Origin of the sequence: Paraburkholderia dipogonis, assembly GCF_046027395.1 — a bacterium.
Taxonomy (GTDB): Bacteria; Pseudomonadota; Gammaproteobacteria; order Burkholderiales; family Burkholderiaceae; genus Paraburkholderia; species Paraburkholderia dipogonis_A.
Genome location: NZ_JAQQEG010000049.1, coordinates 1 through 18,387, shown reverse-complemented (window position 1 = coordinate 18,387; position 18,387 = coordinate 1). Strand labels below are relative to the sequence as shown.

Here is an 18,387-nt window from a genome sequence, read left to right as displayed (position 1 = left end):
AAAGACCTTGGAGACAGAGACATGCATCACGAGCCCAACGACCACGCCGCAGCCCGGCAACCCACCCGCGCCGCAGCCGCGGCTTTTGTCGGCACCACCATCGAGTGGTACGACTTTTATATCTACGCCACGGCGTCCGCGCTGATATTCGGCAAGCTGTTCTTTCCCGGCAGCGATCCGTTTTTCGCCACGCTCGCTTCCTTCGGCACCTTTGCGGTGGGTTTCTTCGCGCGGCCATTCGGCGGGCTGGTGTTCGGCCACCTTGGCGACCGCATCGGCCGCAAGAAAGCGCTCGTCGCGACGCTGGCGATCATGGGCATCGGCACCGTCGGCATCGGCTTCCTGCCGACCTATGCAAGCGCCGGCGTGTGGGCACCGGTGCTGCTCGTGTTGTTGCGGGTCGCGCAGGGCATTGCGATCGGCGGCGAATGGGGCGGCGCGGTGCTGATGGCGAGCGAGCATGCGCCACAAGGACGGCGAACCTTCTTCGCTTCGTTTGCGCAACTCGGCAGTCCGGCGGGGTTGATCCTGTCGCTGCTCGCGTTCCGCGCGGTGGCGTCGATGGACAAGGACGCGTTTCTCAGTTGGGGATGGCGCCTGCCGTTTCTCGCGAGCGCGGTGCTGCTGGTGGTTGGCCTGCTGATCCGCGCGGGCGTCGACGAATCGCCGGAATTCAAGGCGCTCAAGGCGCAACGGCGCGTGGCGGCGCTGCCCGTCGCCGAGGTCGTGCGCGATGCGTGGCGCACGCTGTTGCTGTGCCTTGGCGCTAATGTGATCGGCGTGGCTGGCGCATGGTTCGTCAACACCTTCATGCTCAATTACACGACGCAGACGCTCGGCCTCGACCGTTCGTTGATTCTCGATTGCCTGTTCGTGGTCGCGTTCATCCAGTTGTTCACGCAACTGGGTTCCGGATGGTTCGCGCAACGCATCGGCACGGGACGCTTCCTGAAGGGTGCGGCTGCGTTGGCGATGCTCTCGCCTTATCCGATGTTCGCGCTCGTTTCGACCGGGCGGCCGGTGGCGATCGTGATCGGCATTGCGCTGGCGGTGATGTGCATGTCGAGTTCGTACGCGGTGATGGCCGGCTTCATGTCGACCGCGTTCCCGGTGCGCGTCAGATATTCGGCGATTTCGCTGTCGTACCAGGTCTGCGCCGCGCTGGCCGGCGGCTTGACGCCGTTGATCGGGACGCTGCTCGCGCATCGTTATCCGGGTGCATGGTGGCCGCTGGCGGTGTTCTATAGTGTTCTGGCCGGGGTATCGCTCGTCTGCATCGGCACGCTGGAGCGTCGCAAGCGCGGCGCGGCGCACGGCGTTGTCGAAGCGGCCCAGGCATTTGCCGGTGCCGCCGATGCCGGGAAACACGCGGAACTGTGATCGTCGTGGTTAACCCCACGTCATGGTCCGCCCGCATAATGTCATCCTCATCCGCGCAAAAGCCGCCTACCATCGAGGCAGACGGCAAAAAAATGACGGGGGGAAGTCAGCATGGATCGCTATCGTTCGCTGGGTGTCGTGACCGGCGCGGCGCAGCTCGCCAGCGCCGATGTTCTGTGCCGGATGACCGCCGCCTGGGACCGGCCGGGCGCGGTGCGGCCATTCGATCTCGTTCTCGAGCAGCAGTCCTGGCAAGGGCCGGCCTCGCAGAGCGAGGTGAACGCGCAGTTCAAGATTCACGTGTTCGACACGATGCGCGCGTTTGAAAAGCGCGGCGTCGAGGCGATCGTGTTGCCGTGTTTCCTCAGCCATACCTTCATCGACGAACTCTCGGCGAACGTGGCCGTGCCGGTCGCCAACATCATGACGGCGCTATTGGCGCATGTGCGGCAAATGTTTCCGTCAGTGCGTCGGATCGGCGTGCTGACTTCGGACGCGATCCGCGATAACGGCCTCTTCGAACGTTATTTCGATGCCACGCGGTTCGACGTGCTGCATCCGCGCAACGAAGCGGGCGTCGATTGCGTGACGAGCGCCGTCTATGGCGATGAAGGCATCAGGAACGGCCGTCTCTATGGCCGCCCGGTCGAGTTGCTGCGCGCGGCGTGCGCGGACCTCATTGCGCAGGGCGCGGAGATCATCCTGCCGGGGCTCGTCGAAATCGCGCTGGTCGCGCGCGCGCTCGGCCGGCTCGAGGTGCCGCTCGTCGACGCCAATCTGGTCTACGCGCGCTACGTCGCGGCGGCCCAATATTCGCAGCTGGAGCGTCGCTTCAAGGTGGGTGTGCTCGGCGGTCTCGGGCCGGCCGCGACGGTCGATTTCATGGCGAAGCTGGTGCGCAATACGCCCGCGGCGTGCGATCAGGATCACATCAAGATCATGGTCGAGCAGAATCCGCAGATTCCGGATCGCACCGCCGCGCTGCTCGGCAACGGCGACGATCCGACGCTCGCGCTGTATGCCGGCTGCAAGACGCTCGAGGACGGCGGCGCGGACCTCATTGCGATTCCGTGCAATACGGCGCATGCGTTCGTCGAGCGCATCCAGCCGTCGCTCAGCATTCCGATCGTCAATATGCTGACCTGTACCGCCGATTATCTGCATGAGACCTTTCCGGGCTTGCGCGAAGTCGGCGTGCTGGCCACCTCTGGCACACTCGCGAGCCGCGTCTATCAGCAGGCGCTCGAAGCGCGCGGTTTCGTGCAGGTTGCGCCGGGCGAGCCGGCGCAGGCGCGGCTGATGAACGCCATCTACGGGCCGAAGGGTGCGAAGGCGGGCTTCACGTCGGGCGAGTGCTGCGATGATCTCGCCGCGGCGGTCGACGATCTGGTCGCGCAAGGCGTGCAGGTGATCGTGCTGGCTTGCACCGAGTTGCCGCTGCTGTTGCGTGACGCGACGCTGGCGTGCGTGGGCGGACTGGTGGTGCGGCTCGTCGATCCGACCGAGGTGTTGGCGAAGCGCTGCGTGGCGTATGCGCTGGGTGAAAGCGGGGCGCTGGATGGTGCCCCGGCCGCTGCGGTGCCAACAGGGGGCCGATCAGTGCGGAAGGCGTCCGCGGTCAAGAACGGTGCGCCCGTCACGACCCCGCTGCGCCTTGCAAGCCTGGCACGATAGCGCCGTTTTACGCGTCCGACGCCGCTTCGAGCGGCTTTTAACCCCTCCCTCCCCAACGGCACAACGCTTGCTGCCGCGCTAAACGGCGCGCATCTTTGCCGCCGGTCACCGCCTGACGCGGCTCTAAAGCCCACCGTGCCGCGTCATGGAAAACTGTATAAATATACAGTATAGTATCCCGTTGCAAGCTGGGCTTCGGCGTGGGTTTCCGCCGGCCCTGCGGCACCGAACTTGCGCGGTCGCGAGGCGTCCGTGAGAGGTGGCCCACTCATTCAGACGGTCGGAAAAATTGGCATCTAACGGCACTATCAAGATTCGCGGCGCACGCCAGCACAACCTCAAGAACGTCGACCTCGACGTACGAACCGGCGAAATGACGGTCGTCACCGGCCCGTCCGGTTCCGGCAAGTCGAGCCTCGTGTTCGACACGCTTTACGCGGAAGGGCAGCGGCGCTACGTCGAAACATTCAGCGCTTACGCCCGGCAGTTTCTCGACCGCATGGACCGGCCGCAAGTCGACCGCGTCGACGGCGTGCCGCCGGCCATTGCGATCGACCAGACCAACCCGGTGCGCAGTTCGCGTTCCACCGTCGGCACCATGACGGAGCTCAACGATCACCTGAAGCTGCTCTACGCGCGTGCGGCCGAACTGTTCGACCGCAAGACGGCCCATCAGGTGCGCCACGACACGCCGGAAACGATCTACGCCGAGTTGCTCGAACGCACGGCGGAGAACGAGCCGCGGCTCGTCGTCACGTTCCCGGTCGAGTTGCCGGAGTCGGCGTCGGAGCAGGAAGTGGAGCAGTGGCTGTCGGCCAGCGGCTACACGCGCGTGCAGGCGCAGCGCGAAGTCGATTCGCCCACCGGCAAGCGCAAGCTGCTCGACGTGGTGGCCGACCGCTTCCGGCTGCGCTCGGTGGACAAGCAGCGGGTGGTCGAGGCAATCGAGGCTTCGCTCAAGCGCGGCGGCGGGCGCGTCAATATCTATGTGCTGCCGGCGTCATCGGAAGGGGCGGACAGTCAGGATGCCGAACCGCAAATCTGGCGCTTTTCCACCGGTTTGCACAGCCCGGAAAGCGATCTGCGCTACGCCGACCCGCAGCCCGCGCTGTTCTCGTTCAACTCGGCCTACGGCGCGTGCGAGGTGTGCCGCGGTTTCGGGCGCGTGATCGGCGTCGACCTCGGGCTGGTGATCCCGGACGCGCGCAAGACGCTGCGCGACGGGGCGATCAAGCCCATGCAAACGCCCGCATGGAAGGAATGCCAGGACGATCTGATGCGCTACGCGGCGAAAGCCGATATCCGTCGCGGCACGCCTTGGGGCGAACTGACCGACGCCGAGCGCGACTGGGTCATCAACGGCTCGCCGGATTGGAATGGCAAGTGGCAAAGCCACTGGTACGGCGTCAAACGCTTCTTCGAGTATCTCGAATCGAAAGCGTACAAGATGCATATTCGTGTGCTGCTGTCCAAGTACCGCAGCTATACGCCGTGCGAAACCTGCGGCGGCGCGCGCCTGAAAACGGAATCGTTGTTGTGGCGCCTTGGCAGCAGGGTGAACGCGGACGACGTGTTGCCGGCCGGGAAGCGCTTCCTGCCGCGCGGCGTCGACTGGACGCGGCAACAGCTCGAAGCGTTGCCGGGTTTGACCGTGCACGATCTGATGCTGATGCCGATCGAACGCATCCGGCGTTTCTTCGACGAAATCAGTTTGCCGAGCGCCTTGCTCGATGACGCGCTCAAACTGCTGCTCGCCGAAGTGCGCACGCGCCTCAAGTATCTGTGCGACGTAGGCCTCGGTTATCTGACGCTCGACCGGCAAAGCCGCACGTTGTCAGGCGGCGAAGTGCAGCGGATCAACCTGACCACGGCGCTCGGCACGTCGCTCACCAAGACGCTGTTCGTGCTCGACGAACCGAGCATCGGCTTGCATCCGCGCGATCTGAACCGCATCGTCGAAGCCATGCACCGTTTGCGCGACGCGGGCAATACGCTGGTGGTGGTCGAACACGATCCGTCCGTGATGCTCGCGGCGGACCGTCTGATCGACATGGGTCCGGGGCCGGGCGAGCGCGGCGGCTCGATCATTTACGACGGCGCGCCCGAGGCGATCCGTTCGTCAGGCACGCTCACCGGCGAGTACCTCGGCGGCCGGCGTCATGTGGCCGACGCGGCGCATTGGTCGCAGCGTCCGGTGGAGGCCGCCACGCCGCGCATCGTGCTCGAAGGCGCGACAGAACACAATCTGCGCGATGTCACGGTGGAGATTCCGCTGCAGCGGCTCGTCTGCGTGACGGGGGTGTCGGGTTCCGGTAAATCCACGCTGCTGCAGGACGTGCTGTATCCGGCCATGGCGCGGCACTTCGGGCTCGCCACCGAATCGCCGGGCGCATTCAGAAACCTGAGCGGCGCCGATCAGGTCACCGACGTCGTGTTCGTCGACCAGTCGCCGATCGGCAAGACGGCGCGCTCGAATCCGGCGAGTTATGTCGGCGCGTTCGACGAAATCCGCAAGCTGTTCGCCAAAGCGCCGCTCGCGCAGCAACGCGGTTACGGGCCGGGCATGTTCAGCTTCAACTCGGGCGACGGCCGTTGCCCGACCTGCGGCGGCTCGGGTTTCGAACATATCGAAATGCAATTCCTGAGCGACGTGTACCTGCGCTGCCCCGATTGCGACGGCCGCCGTTATCGCGCGGAGCTGCTCGAAGTGAAGATCGAGCGTGGCGAACCGGCGCGCGCGCTGAGCATTGCCGACGTGCTGGAATTGACGGTGAGCGAAGCCACAGCGTATTTCGCTAAAGACGCCGAAGTGCTGCGCGTGCTGCAGCCGATCGTCGACGTGGGCCTCGAATACGTGAAGCTCGGCCAGCCGGTGCCCACGCTGTCGGGCGGCGAAGCGCAGCGGCTCAAGCTCGCCGGTTTCCTTGCGGAATCGGCGCAGGCGCGGACTGCGCGCAGCGCAAAGCAAGCGGTCGCGAAACGTTTGTTCATGTTCGACGAACCGACCACCGGCCTGCATTTCGACGACATCGCCAAGCTGATGCAGGCATTCGGCAAGCTGCTCGCGAGCGGCCATTCGCTGATCGTGATCGAGCACAATCTCGACGTGATACGCGCTGCCGACTGGCTGATCGACCTGGGGCCCGAAGGTGGCGACGGCGGCGGCCGGGTCTTGTGCGCCGGTACGCCGGAAGACGTCAAAGCGTGCCCGGAATCGCATACTGGCAAAGCGTTGCTGCAATACGACCGTGCCATGAGCGCGGCGGCCGAACCGGCGTCGCAAGGCATTCCGCTGCAAAAGGCGTTGAGCGCCGCGCGTGCGCGCCGGGCGATCGAAGGCGAGGACGTGGTGCGCATCGTCAACGCGCGCGAGCACAACCTGAAAGCGCTGGACGTCGACATTCCGCACGGCAAATTCAACGTGATTACCGGCGTGTCCGGTTCGGGCAAGTCCACGCTCGCCTTCGACATTCTGTTCCACGAAGGGCAGCGCCGTTACCTCGAATCGCTGAATGCCTATGCACGTTCTATCGTGCAGCCGGCGGGGCGGCCCGAGGTCGATGCCGTGTACGGCATTCCGCCGACCGTCGCGATCGAACAGCGGCTCTCGCGCGGCGGTCGCAAGAGTACGGTGGCGACCACGTCCGAGGTGTGGCACTTCCTGCGTCTGCTGTACGTGAAGCTCGGCTTGCAGCATTGCATTCACGATGGCACGCCGGTCACGTCGCAGAGCGTCGAATCGATCGCGGCGCAGTTGCTGCGCGATCACAAAGGGCAGCATGTCGGCTTTCTCGCGCCGCTGGTCGTCAACCGCAAGGGCGTTTATACGGATCTGGCGAAGTGGGCGAAGGCACGCGGCAATACCCATCTGCGAGTGGACGGCGAGTTCGTGCCGGTGGACCCATGGCCGAAACTCGACCGCTTCCGCGAGCATACAATCGAGTTGCCGGTGGCCGACATCGTCGTGTCGCCGGACAACGAAACCGAACTGCGTCAGGCGCTCGACCAGACGCTGGAAGTCGGCAAGGGCGTGATGCATCTGCTGGCGCCGCTCGACGGGTTGCACGACGCGATCAGCGGCGGCCATCCCACCGCGAAACTCGGCGCGGTGAAAGTGTTGTCCACCAAGCGCGCGTGTCCGGTGTGCGGGACCAGCTACCCCGAACTCGATCCGCGCATGTTCTCGTACAACAGCAAGCATGGCTGGTGTACCACGTGTGTCGGCACGGGCCTCGCGCTCACGCGTGAGCAACGCGCGGTGTACGACGATACGATCGTCGCCGACGACAATCGCGGTCGTGAACAGAGCCTGCCGTCGGAAGAGCAGGAACCCGAGGGTCTCGTAGACGAACCGTGTCCGGATTGCGCGGGCACGCGTCTGAATCCCATCGCGCGCGCGGTGACGTTCGACGCACAGGCGATCGTCGATGTCGCGCAGTGGACCGTGTCCGACACGCGCGCGTGGATCGACACGCTGGAGATGACCGGTCGCGACGCGGAAATCGCACGTGACGTAGTGAGCGAAATCGGCAGCCGTCTGCAGTTCCTCGAGGAAGTGGGGCTCGGCTATCTGAGTCTCGATCGTGCGGCGCCGAGCCTGTCAGGCGGCGAAGCACAGCGCATCCGGCTCGCCGCGCAACTCGGCAGCAACCTGCAAGGGGTGTGCTATGTGCTCGACGAACCGACCATCGGTCTGCATCCGCGCGATAACCAGATTCTGCTGAACGCTTTGCGCAAGCTCGGTGAAAAGGGCAATACGTTGGTGGTGGTCGAGCATGACGAGGACACGATTCGGCGTGCTGATCACATCATCGACATCGGGCCGGGCGCGGGCAAACGCGGCGGCACGCTGGTCGCGCAGGGCAGTGTGGCCGACCTGTCGGCTCAGCCCGATTCGCTGACCGGACAGTTTCTCGCGCAGCCCATCGTGCATCCGTTGCAGCCGCGCCGCGAAGTGGTCGCGCCGGGCAAACGCACGGCCGCGGTGCCGGAGAACTGGCTGACCGTGCATGGCGGCAAGCTGCACAATTTGCGCAACGTCACGGTCGGCATTCCGCTCTCACGGCTGGTGGCAGTCACCGGCGTCAGCGGCTCCGGCAAATCGACACTTGCACGCGACGTGCTGATGACCAACCTGCTGGATGCCGTTGGGCGTTCGGTGCTGTCGTCGCCGGCTACGCGGCGCGCGCGGGCGGCGGCCGAGGAAAAGCCCGCGGCCAACCGGCGTTCCAGCGTGCTGGCGCGCACAGCGCCGCGTGCGCCGCTGAACGTGACGCATGCATGGCAAGGGTGCGATTCGATTACCGGCTGGGAAACCATCGACCGCGTACTCGAAGTCGATCAAACGCCGATCGGCAAGACGCCGCGTTCGTGTCCCGCTACGTACATCGGCGTATGGGACGCGATCCGCAAGCTGTTCGCCGGCACGCTCGAAGCGCGCGCGCGCGGCTATACGGCCTCGCGTTTCTCGTTCAACACCGGCGAAGGCCGTTGCCCGGCATGCGAGGGGCAGGGCGTGCGCACCATCGGCATGAGCTTCCTGCCCGACGTGAAGGTGCCTTGCGATGTGTGTCACGGGCAGCGCTTCAATCCCGAAACGCTCGCGGTCACGTGGCGTGGCAAGAATATCGGCGACGTGTTGACCATGGAAATCGACGAGGCCGTCGAGTTCTTCGGGCCGATCTCGAACATCGCTCATCCGTTGCAGTTGATGAAAGACGTCGGGCTCGGCTATCTCACGCTGGGTCAACCTTCGCCCACGTTGTCGGGCGGCGAGGCGCAGCGTATCAAGCTCGTCACCGAATTGAGCAAGGTACGCGACGACATCACACGGCGCGGCCAGAAGCCGCCGCATACCTTGTATGTGCTGGACGAACCAACCGTGGGCCTGCATATGGCCGATGTGGCCAAGCTGATTCGCGTGCTGCATCGTCTCGCGGACGGCGGCCATAGTGTCGTCGTCATCGAGCACGATCTGGATGTGATCGCCGAGGCGGACTGGATCATCGACCTTGGTCCGGAGGGCGGCGTGGGCGGCGGGTCGATCGTTGCTGCTACGGATCCCGAAGGACTGGCGCGGGTTGCGGCGAGTCATACAGGCGCCGCGTTGCGGCCGGTTCTTGCGCGATCGCGTAACAATAGCGCTGTCGTGGCAGGCGAAGGCACGAACGGTTGATGCAGCAGGGCGGCGCGATCAACGTTGCGCCGCTCCTGCTTGCTCTTCTGTTGAACGCGCAAGCGTTTGCCGGCGCATGACTCATGTCACTCTGACCAGGCCGTTCGGTCCGCGCGACATTGTCCTGCATAGCATACCAACGTCGCGCTGACATCGCCCGCGGCCGGCATCATTCGCATTGTTGGCTTAATGTAATTTGGTGGAATTGTTTTGTAATTCAATTCAAGGCGTAATTGAGAGGCGTATATAGAGTGTCGTAAATACCGCTAAAAATATTTTTAAACGCTTCTGTCCTTCTGCTATCGTCTCGCCTTCGGCGGCGGTCACACCCCGGCGCCCGATCACCACAACAAACGTCCTGTCCGCGATCCATACGAGCCACGCAGCGATGGCGTGCAAACGCCTGCCCAGCAGGGGCTTTCGCGATCCGGGTCAGACGTTCCGCCGACCGTTTCGCGTGCATCGATGCACGACGAACGTGCAGAGAATTCCCAATTGTCGGGCAGAAAAAGCCGAATGCTTATCTGCTCGACATACGCTTATTCTTTTAAAGCGGCGCGAATTCGGCACGAGTTAGAGTTACCTCTCTAAACTAAGTATGTTGTCATCAAAAAAAGTTTGACCGTACATTTTTTGTCCTGCTATCGTTGCCACCCATGAAACGCGTGTGACGTTTGCGCAAAAAGTTCCAGGCGCTACGACTTATAGCGATCAGGTTGTCTACAGCGTTCATGCAAGGCAGAAGTGAGCGGTTCAAATTTAATCCATTAGTAGTTCTACTTAGATTGGCTATTCGGCTCGCATGACGCACGGCCGCGGTCTCCTGGAGATGCGCCCGTGTCGTCGGATCGGAGCCGGGTAGTGTCACGTCCGTTTTGGACTCCGAATCAAAGGCCGCCGGTTATCGGATGGTTGAAGTGAATGTTGTTTGCGGCAGGTAGGCGCACTGCAGTTACAGAAATGGACGATTCACGCCGGAGGAGTAAAGGTGGGTACGAAAGTCGAAGGGCAATTTCCGGCAGTAGCGGCCCGTATGGAGAGGCCGGGGCGCCCGCGTGAGTTTGGGCGCAAGCAGCAAAACCCAGTACGCCGCTTTGGCGGTATCGCAGTTGTTCTGCTTTTGCACATCGTGCTGATTTATGCGCTGATCAATGGCCTCGCCACCAAGGTCGTGCAGGTCATTCAGCATCCTATCGAGACGAAAATCATCGAACCGGTGAAGCCGCCGCCTCCGCCGCCGTTGCCCACCGTGCAATTGCCGCCGCCGAAGTTCGCACCGCCGCCGCCGCCGTTCGTGCCGCCGCCGGAAGTGCAGGTGCAGACGCCGCCGCAGCCGACCATTACGCATCAGGCCGCGCCGGTCGTGTCGGCGCCTGCCGTGGCCCCGCCCGCACCGCCGGCGCCGCCCGCGCCGAGCAAGCCTGTGAGCACCGAAGTCGGAGTCGTGTGTCCGAACTCGGATCAGATCCGTTCGTCGATCCGCTATCCGAAGGAAGCGCAGGAAAACAACGTGACGGGTGATGTTCTCATTGAATTCGTCGTCGACCCGCAGGGCCATATTACGAATGAACGCGTTGCCAAATCCTCGGACGACTCCTCACTGGATCGTGCCGCATTCAACGCAGTCAAGCAGTTTACGTGCGTTTCCCAAGGCCAGGCTGTCCGTGTGCAAGTTCCGTTCTCGTTTAACCTGAACTGAATTCACAGACTGTTCGGTACCGGTAGCGATTTATCAGTCTTGGTTTAGAAGTTGTACTAATGAACTTGGAGCAGGCATGAAGAAGCGTACTCTCGCCGCACTGGCGGCAAGCATGTTGATCGCCGTAACCACGGTGGATACCTTTGTTGCACCGCAAATGGCCCATGCGCAGGCTAGCGACGCCTCCGCGTCGGCTGCCGCCGCACCGGCCACCGCCGCGCCGCAAACCGCGAGCGCGGCCGCCGACGAAGCGGTGCCGCCGCCGGCGCCGGCTACGTCCGAAACCGTCAGCAACCCGTACGGCCTCAGCGCCCTCTGGAATAACGGCGACTTCGTCGCCCGTTTCGTGCTGATTCTGCTGGTGCTCATGTCGATGGGCAGCTGGTACATCATGATCACCAAGTTCGTCGAGCAGTTCCGCGCGAACCGCCGCGCGAAGAGCGCCGACGAGCAGTTGTGGACCGCGCCGTCGCTGGTCGAAGGCGCAAAGCTGCTCGACGAAACGTCGCCGTTCCGCTTCATCGCCGAAACGGCTATCGAAGCGGGCGAGCATCACGACGAAGCGCTGCTCGAAGCCGTGGACCGCAATACGTGGATCGATACTTCGGTCGAGCGTGCGATCACCAACGTGTCGAATCGTCTGCAAGACGGTTTGGCATTCCTCGGCACGGTGGGTTCCACGGCGCCGTTCGTCGGCCTGTTCGGTACGGTGTGGGGGATTTATCACGCGCTGACGGCCATCGGCATTGCCGGCCAGGCTTCGATCGACAAGGTCGCGGGTCCGGTGGGCGAGGCGCTGATCATGACCGCCATCGGTCTCGCGGTGGCAGTGCCCGCGGTGCTCGGCTACAACTTCCTGGTTCGCCGCAACAAGTCGGTGATGGAGCGTGTGCGTGCATTCGGCGCGCAACTGCATACCGTTCTTCTGGCTGGCAGCCGCCGCCCGGCGCGTGCCGCGGCTCGTGAAGCGTCGCTGGTTCAATAAGCGGAGTCCGTCATGGCAATGAGCGTTGGGCAGGACGACAACGACGAGGTCATCTCCAGTATCAACACCACGCCGCTCGTCGACGTGATGCTGGTTCTGCTGATCATCTTTCTGATCACGATTCCGGTCGTGACGCATACGGTGCCGGTGCAATTGCCGAAGGAGACGATCCAGCCGCTGCAAACCACGCCCAAGAGTATCGTCATCGCGGTCAACCGCGACGGCGACTTCTTCTGGAACGAGAAGCAGGTCGACGCGCCGACGTTGCTGGCACGCCTGAAGACCGTGTCGGTCATGACGCCGCAACCGGAAGTGCACGTTCGCGGCGACCAGAGCGCGCGTTATGAATTCATCGGCCGGGTCATTACCGAGTGCGAGCGCGCCGGTATCGCCAAGGTTTCGTTTATCACTGAGCCGCCCGCGCGCGGCGGCTAACTTTGCATGGGATCGGACTAAGTGCTGTGCATGGGACCAGAGTAAGCGCTAAAGCGCCAACTCTGGCCGACAGCTAAAGCGCCAGGTCCGATCGACTCGCTTTGCATGGGATCGGACTAAGTGCTGTGCATGGGACCAGAGTAAGCGCTAAAGCGCCAACTCTGGCCGACAGCTAAAGCGCCAAGTCCGATCGACTCGCTTTGCATGGGATCGGACTAAGCGCTAAAGCGCCAAGTCCGATCGACAGGAGCCGAAAATGGGAATGAACGTATCGTCGGGCGGCGGCAGCGAACCGGATGTGATGGTCGACATCAACACCACGCCGCTGATCGACGTGATGCTGGTGTTGCTGATCATGCTGATCATCACGATCCCGATTCAGACGCACGCTATCAAGATGAACCTGCCGGTCGGCAATCCGCCGCCACCGATCACGCAGCCTGAAGTGGTGCAGATCGATATCGACTTCGACGGCACCACGACGTGGAACGGCCAGCCGGTGCCGAACCGCGCGGCGCTCGAATCCAGGCTCGCGCAAGTGGCCGCCGAGCCGGTTCAGGCGGAAATCCATCTGCGGCCGAACAAACTGGTGCCGTACAAGGATGTCGCCGAGGTGATGGCGTCCGCGCAACGACTGGGCGCGACGAAGATCGGCCTGATCGGCAATGAGCAGTACATGCAATAGGGAAGGGCAATGCAAACGATTCATCAACGGTTCAAGCGCGCCGTCATCGCGGCCGCTCTCATGCTGCCTCTCGCCTCTCAGGCCGCCGATACCCTGCGGCCTGATGTGGCGAAGCCGCTGAATGCCGCACAGGATCTGTATCGCGCGCACAGGTACAGGGACGCGCTGACGAAGATCGATCAGGCGGCGGCTGTGCCCGGCAAGACGCCGTACGAAAGCACCATGATCGAGCAGATGCGTGGCGCGGCAGCGGCGGCGGCGGGTGACACCGGCGTGGCTGCTCAGGCTTACGAAACGTTGCTGAGTTCCGGGAAGTTGAGCGGCGCGGACGAGCAACGTACGTCGGCGGCATTGGCCGGCATCTACTTCCAGCAAAAGAACTATGCGCAGGCGGCGAAAGTTGCACAACGCTATCTGAAGTCGGGTGGCAGTGATCCCGACATGCGCACGCTGCTGGTTCAGTCTTACTACCTGTCGAACGATTGTGCGAGCGTGGTTAGCCTGCTCAGGCCCGGCATCGATGCGCAGGTGCACGCCGGTCACGCGCCTGACGAGTCGCAACTGCAATTGCTCGGCACGTGTGCGCAGCGCGTGAAGGACGATGCCACGTACCGCAGCGCGCTCGAAAAGCTGGTTGCTTATCATCCGAAGCAGTCTTACTGGGACGATCTGTTCTCGGCGATTCGCAACAAACCGGGCTATTCGTCGAAGCTCGATATCGACACGTATCGCCTGCGTCGCGCGACCGGGTCGCTGTCGACCGCCGACGACTACATGGAAATGACTCAACTGGCGATCGTGGCGGGCACCACCGCGGAAGGCAAGCAGGTCATCGATCAGGGCTTTACTTCGGGCGTGCTGGGGCGCGACGCGCAGGCGGATCGCGAGAAACGTCTGCAGGCACTCGCGGCCAAACGCGCGCAAGCGCCCGCCGATCCGGCGAACCCCGTCGCCCCCGTCGACGTGGGTTTCAACCAGGTTTTCGCGGGGCAGGCGAAGCAGGGGCTGGCGGCGATGGATGCCGCCATCGCCAAGGGTGGAATCGACCACCCGGACCAGGCGCAGCTGCATCTCGGTGAGGCGTACTACATGGCGGGCGACAAGGCTCGCGCAGTGCAAACCTTCCGTGCAGTGAAAGGCAACGATGGCTCAGCCGATCTCGCGCGTTTGTGGGTGCTGGTGGCGTCGAAATAAGAGCACTCCGTTCCCGTTATGTTCCATTAGACAAGACGCGCTAGAGCTCTCCTCACGGCGGGCGCGCTCGTCGTAGGAAATGTGGGTCGTCTCCGATGCCTGCGTGTGGTTGCAGCCGCAACCGTCGCAAGTCATTCGGAGTATCCAGAAGTCTTCTGGACAACCAATTTGTTCGCGTTGTCCGTAGCGTAATTTCAGTTGACCTGGCAAAGACGTTTTAGGGAGAACGTTGCGCTCGACGAAACATAATTTGCATATATCAAACTATTTTTGACTACGGGATTCTGTCTTGCTATGGTCTTGCCACTCAATAACAAGGCACACGTTGCAGTCTCTATAGGAAGCAAAATCCGCGCGCTGCGCCAACGGCTCAGTCGCACGCTGGATGAAGTGGCAAAGACCGCGGGCATTTCCAAGCCCTTTTTGTCGCAAGTGGAACGGGGTCACGCAACACCGTCGATTACATCGCTGGTCGGTATTGCGCGAGCTCTGGGTGTCACGGTGCAGTACTTCGTCGACACGCCGACCGAAGACAAATCGGTGCGTAGAGGAAGTGAGTTGAAGTATTTCGGATTTGACGGAACCGCCAATCTGTTTGGAAGGCTGACGAACCTGTCGGTCGGCGGCAAGCTGGAAGTGATCCTCGTCAGGATGCCGGTGGGACAGAACCCATCGGAAGTCACGACGCATGCGGGTGAAGAATTCCTGTATGTGATGAGCGGCCAGATCTCGCTCACGTTGGAAGGCACAACGTTCGTATTGCAGGCTGGCGACACCGCGCATTACGAGTCTACCGTGCCGCACTCCTGGTCCAATACCGCGCGTGAAGAAGCGGTGGTCGTGTGGGTAGGCACGCCAAGATTGTTTTAGTGCCGTAGGCCATGCTTTAGAGAAAAAGCAGTTGCTCGATATTTGTAAGCATTACTTAAGTTTATACCCGCGATTTGGGAAAATAAGACGGCGCATGGCGGAATCCATTCGCGTGGCAGTAGAAATGGCATCAATTGGAAAGCGCTGCGCATTCCGATTGCAATAAATTAGTAGTCCGACACTGACTTATTTGAAGTTGCTTTAACGGAACGCGGCGCAAGATCGCCGTATATCGAGTAGAGAGGTTCACGAGACCACTCTTCACATACTGCTGTGGCCTTACTGACGAGCGAGAAGGGGAAAAATGAAACAAAGGGCATTGGCGTTGGCCATTAGAAGAATAGTCTGGGCTGAACTGGCATTGTCGGCCGTAATCGCCGTACCGGCGTTTGCACAAAGCCAGCCGGCCACCACCGGCACTGCGGCAGGCGCGACGACGGAAAGCACGCCGGCAACGGGCACTGCAGCCACGCCGTCCGCGGATAGCAACACCGCGACGCCGACGGGGAAAGGGGTTCAGCAACTCAAGAAATTTGAAGTGACCGGCTCGCTGATCCGCACGTCGGACAAGGTCGGCAATACGGAAGTTCAGACCATCACGGCCAAGGACATCCAGCAAAGCGGTTATACGACCGTGGCCGACTTCCTGCGCGGCACGTCCGCGAACTCGGGGAGCAGCTGGGGCCAAACGACGATGAATAGCTCCGCGCAAGGCGGTGGCGGCATTGCATTGCGCGGTCTGAGCGAGAAGTACACGCTGGTGCTGGTGGACGGGCAACGGGTGGCGAATTACGGCAAGGCGGTGAACTTCACCGACACGTTCTTCGACGTGAATTCGATCCCGCTCAACATGATCGACCACATCGACATCGTGAAGACCGGTGCGGTCTCGGTGTATGGTTCGGATGCAATTGCGGGCGTCGTCAACATCATCACGAAGAAGGACTTCCAGGGCTTGCAGATCGATGGCCAGCTCGGCAAGGCGCAGCATCCGGGCGACGCGCAGGGTAACTTCAGCGTGCTCGGCGGTATCGGCGATCTGAATGGCGACCGCTTCAACGTGACCGCCGCCGCGAGCTACTACCGCGACACCGGCTCGTCGCTCGGCGATCGCGACATGACCGCGGGTCAGGACTTCAGCCAGTTCCCGGGTGGCCTCGCGGGCCCGCTCGGTCCGAATCAGCAGTCGTTCTGGACCACGGCCGACGGCACCAACACGGCGCTCAGCCCCTGTCCTCCGGGCAGCGTGTCGGCGAACGGCGCATCCACGTGTAAATCGAATCCGGCCAGCACCACCTCGCTGGTGCCGGCGATCACGCGCCTGAACGCGAAAGTGCGCGGCACCTTCAAGGTCAACGACGATGTGCAGGCTTACGCCGACCTCTGGGTGAGCCGCAACGAAACCGTGCAGAACGAAGGTCCGGCGGTGCTGAGCAGCCAGACCAACGCGTTCAACCCGGCCACCGGTTCGGCGTTGCCGATCTCTCGCACGGTCTCGGGCACCAACCCGTACAACCCGTTCGGCGTGCCCACGCTGATCAACTACACGTTCCCGAACACCGTGTCGGCGGATACGGTGTCGACGTTCTGGCGTGCGATGACCGGCGTGAAGGGCTCGTTCACCACCGCGAAGTTCGGCGACTGGGATTGGTCGGCGGATTACGGCCATTCGCAGAGCACGGTCGACACGACCTACGGCAACGCGCTGAATGTTGCGGGCCTCGAGAACATTCTGCAAAACGGCGTGTTCAACTTCTCGAACCCGTCGGCCACGCCGAACGGTTTGAACGGCGTGTTCCAGAACGACTACGAGCAGGCGATCTCGAAGCTGGACAGCGTCACAGCGAAGACCTCGACGGGCAACCTGTTCAACCTGCCGGGTGGTCCGGTCGGTGTCGGTTTCGGTACGGAATTCCGTCACGAAAGCAACATCATCAACTCGCGCACTTATAGCGCGCTCGGGGTGACCGCGCCGGCCAACGTGCAGACGGTCGACGGCGAGCGCAATGTGGCCGCCGTTTACTATCAGGTCGATATTCCGATCATCCGCAACCTGACGTTCACGCAGGCGGGCCGTTACGACCACTACAGCGACTTCGGTGGTGCGTTCTCGCCGAGCTTCGCATTGCGCTTCCAACCGGTGCAGGCTCTCACGGCTTTCGCATCGTATAGCCGCGGCTTCCGTGCCCCGACGCTGGTCGAAAATTCGCAGGCGACCTATCTGGCTCACCAGAACCTGGTCGACCCGAACGACCCGAGCGGCACGCCGACCAAGCACTTCACGACGGAACAGGTCAACGGCAATCCGGCGCTGCAGCCTGAGCACACCAAGAACTACAACATCGGCTTCCAGCTTTCGCCGGACTCGTCGACGGATATCGGTGCGGCGTTCTACAAGATCCACATTGACGGCGTGATCGGCACGGACGATCCGAACGCGGTGATGGATGCGAACAACCCGTCGAACGTGATCCGCAATCCGGACGGCACGGTGGCCTTTATCAAGGAACAGTTCGTCAACCTCGGTTCGCTCGACACCGACGGCTTCGACATGAACTTCCGCAAGTCAGTGGGCACGAAGTACGGCACGTTCACGCTGGCGGGCGACTGGGCCTACGTGTGGCACTTCAAGCTGAATAGCCCGGGTGCGCCGACGCAGGACTTCGCGGGCAACAACCTCGCGCTGCTGCAGCCGTTCGGTGCGTCCAATCCGCGCTGGAAGGGTAATACCAGCTTCTCCTGGGATTACCGCAAGCTGACCACCACGCTGACGTGGCAGTACACTGGCCCGTACACCAACGCGGTGGCGTCCGAGTTCGGCGACGGCGGCACGCTGTCGGTGGCGTCGTACAGCCAGTTCAACCTGATGGCCACGTATCGCGGCTTCAAGAACTGGACGATCTACGGCGGCATCAACAACATCTTCGATCGCAAGCCGCCGTTCGACGTCGAGTGGCAGGCCACCCCGGATATCACGGGCTACGACCAGTCGCTTTACACCAACATCGGCCGCTTCTTCCAGGTCGGTGCGACGTACCGCTTCTGAAGTCCTTGAGGTTGGTGATGCACCGGCAGTCTGTCTAGCCGGTCGGCCGCTCCGGTTTCCGGTCGTCGGTACCGGAGCGGCGTAAAGTTGTTAGAGGCGTACTTTGGAGTTCCTCGTGCACAGTGCTCGTTCGAGACCACGGCGAGCGACGGCGGCCAGTCATCAGCAGCGCGGCGCCAGCGGGGAAAGTTACGGGAGCGACGGCGTCAGGCCGTCACTCGCGCCGATTCGATTTACCGCGCGC

Annotated in this window: 10 protein-coding genes; all 10 read left to right on the top strand. The window is 62.6% G+C overall.

The genetic code is table 11. The features are described 5' to 3' along the window. The first annotated feature begins 21 nt into the window (after window positions 1–21). The 10 genes from PQR32_RS35710 (at window position 22) to PQR32_RS35665 (ending at window position 18,143) form a co-directional block, all read left to right on the top strand. Entirely contained in the window at window positions 22–1,380 is a 1,359-nt protein-coding gene (locus PQR32_RS35710; protein ID WP_408238646.1) for an MFS transporter, read from the top strand. Between the two features lie 111 nt (window positions 1,381–1,491). Next, window positions 1,492–3,054 (top strand): cysteate racemase, encoded by a 1,563-nt coding sequence (cuyB, locus tag PQR32_RS35705; RefSeq protein ID WP_408238643.1) that lies wholly within the window; start codon window positions 1,492–1,494, stop codon window positions 3,052–3,054. Between the two features lie 289 nt (window positions 3,055–3,343). After that, window positions 3,344–9,229 carry an excinuclease ABC subunit UvrA gene (gene uvrA, locus PQR32_RS35700; protein WP_408238640.1) on the top strand — a complete coding sequence of 1,962 codons (5,886 nt, stop codon included), beginning with the start codon at window positions 3,344–3,346 and terminating at the stop codon, window positions 9,227–9,229. Window positions 9,230–10,262: 1,033 nt separating this feature from the next. Beyond that, window positions 10,263–10,928 (top strand): energy transducer TonB, encoded by a 666-nt coding sequence (locus PQR32_RS35695; protein WP_207915680.1) that lies wholly within the window; start codon window positions 10,263–10,265, stop codon window positions 10,926–10,928. Window positions 10,929–11,004: 76 nt separating this feature from the next. Beyond that, on the top strand, window positions 11,005–11,913 hold the full coding sequence (locus tag PQR32_RS35690; RefSeq protein WP_408238637.1) for a MotA/TolQ/ExbB proton channel family protein: 909 nt from the start codon (window positions 11,005–11,007) through the stop codon (window positions 11,911–11,913). A 12-nt stretch (window positions 11,914–11,925) separates the two neighbouring features. After that, the gene (locus tag PQR32_RS35685) at window positions 11,926–12,348 is read left to right on the top strand and encodes an ExbD/TolR family protein (RefSeq protein WP_012432473.1); all 423 of its coding nucleotides are present in this window, start codon (window positions 11,926–11,928) and stop codon (window positions 12,346–12,348) included. Window positions 12,349–12,604: 256 nt separating this feature from the next. Beyond that, on the top strand, window positions 12,605–13,033 hold the full coding sequence (locus tag PQR32_RS35680; protein ID WP_011487696.1) for an ExbD/TolR family protein: 429 nt from the start codon (window positions 12,605–12,607) through the stop codon (window positions 13,031–13,033). A 9-nt stretch (window positions 13,034–13,042) separates the two neighbouring features. Continuing rightward, window positions 13,043–14,227 carry a tetratricopeptide repeat protein gene (locus tag PQR32_RS35675; protein WP_408238634.1) on the top strand — a complete coding sequence of 395 codons (1,185 nt, stop codon included), beginning with the start codon at window positions 13,043–13,045 and terminating at the stop codon, window positions 14,225–14,227. Between the two features lie 294 nt (window positions 14,228–14,521). Beyond that, window positions 14,522–15,097 (top strand): helix-turn-helix domain-containing protein, encoded by a 576-nt coding sequence (locus PQR32_RS35670; RefSeq protein ID WP_132375140.1) that lies wholly within the window; start codon window positions 14,522–14,524, stop codon window positions 15,095–15,097. Between the two features lie 304 nt (window positions 15,098–15,401). Further along, on the top strand, window positions 15,402–18,143 hold the full coding sequence (locus tag PQR32_RS35665) for a TonB-dependent receptor plug domain-containing protein (RefSeq protein ID WP_408238631.1): 2,742 nt from the start codon (window positions 15,402–15,404) through the stop codon (window positions 18,141–18,143). Window positions 18,144–18,387 lie beyond the last annotated feature (244 nt).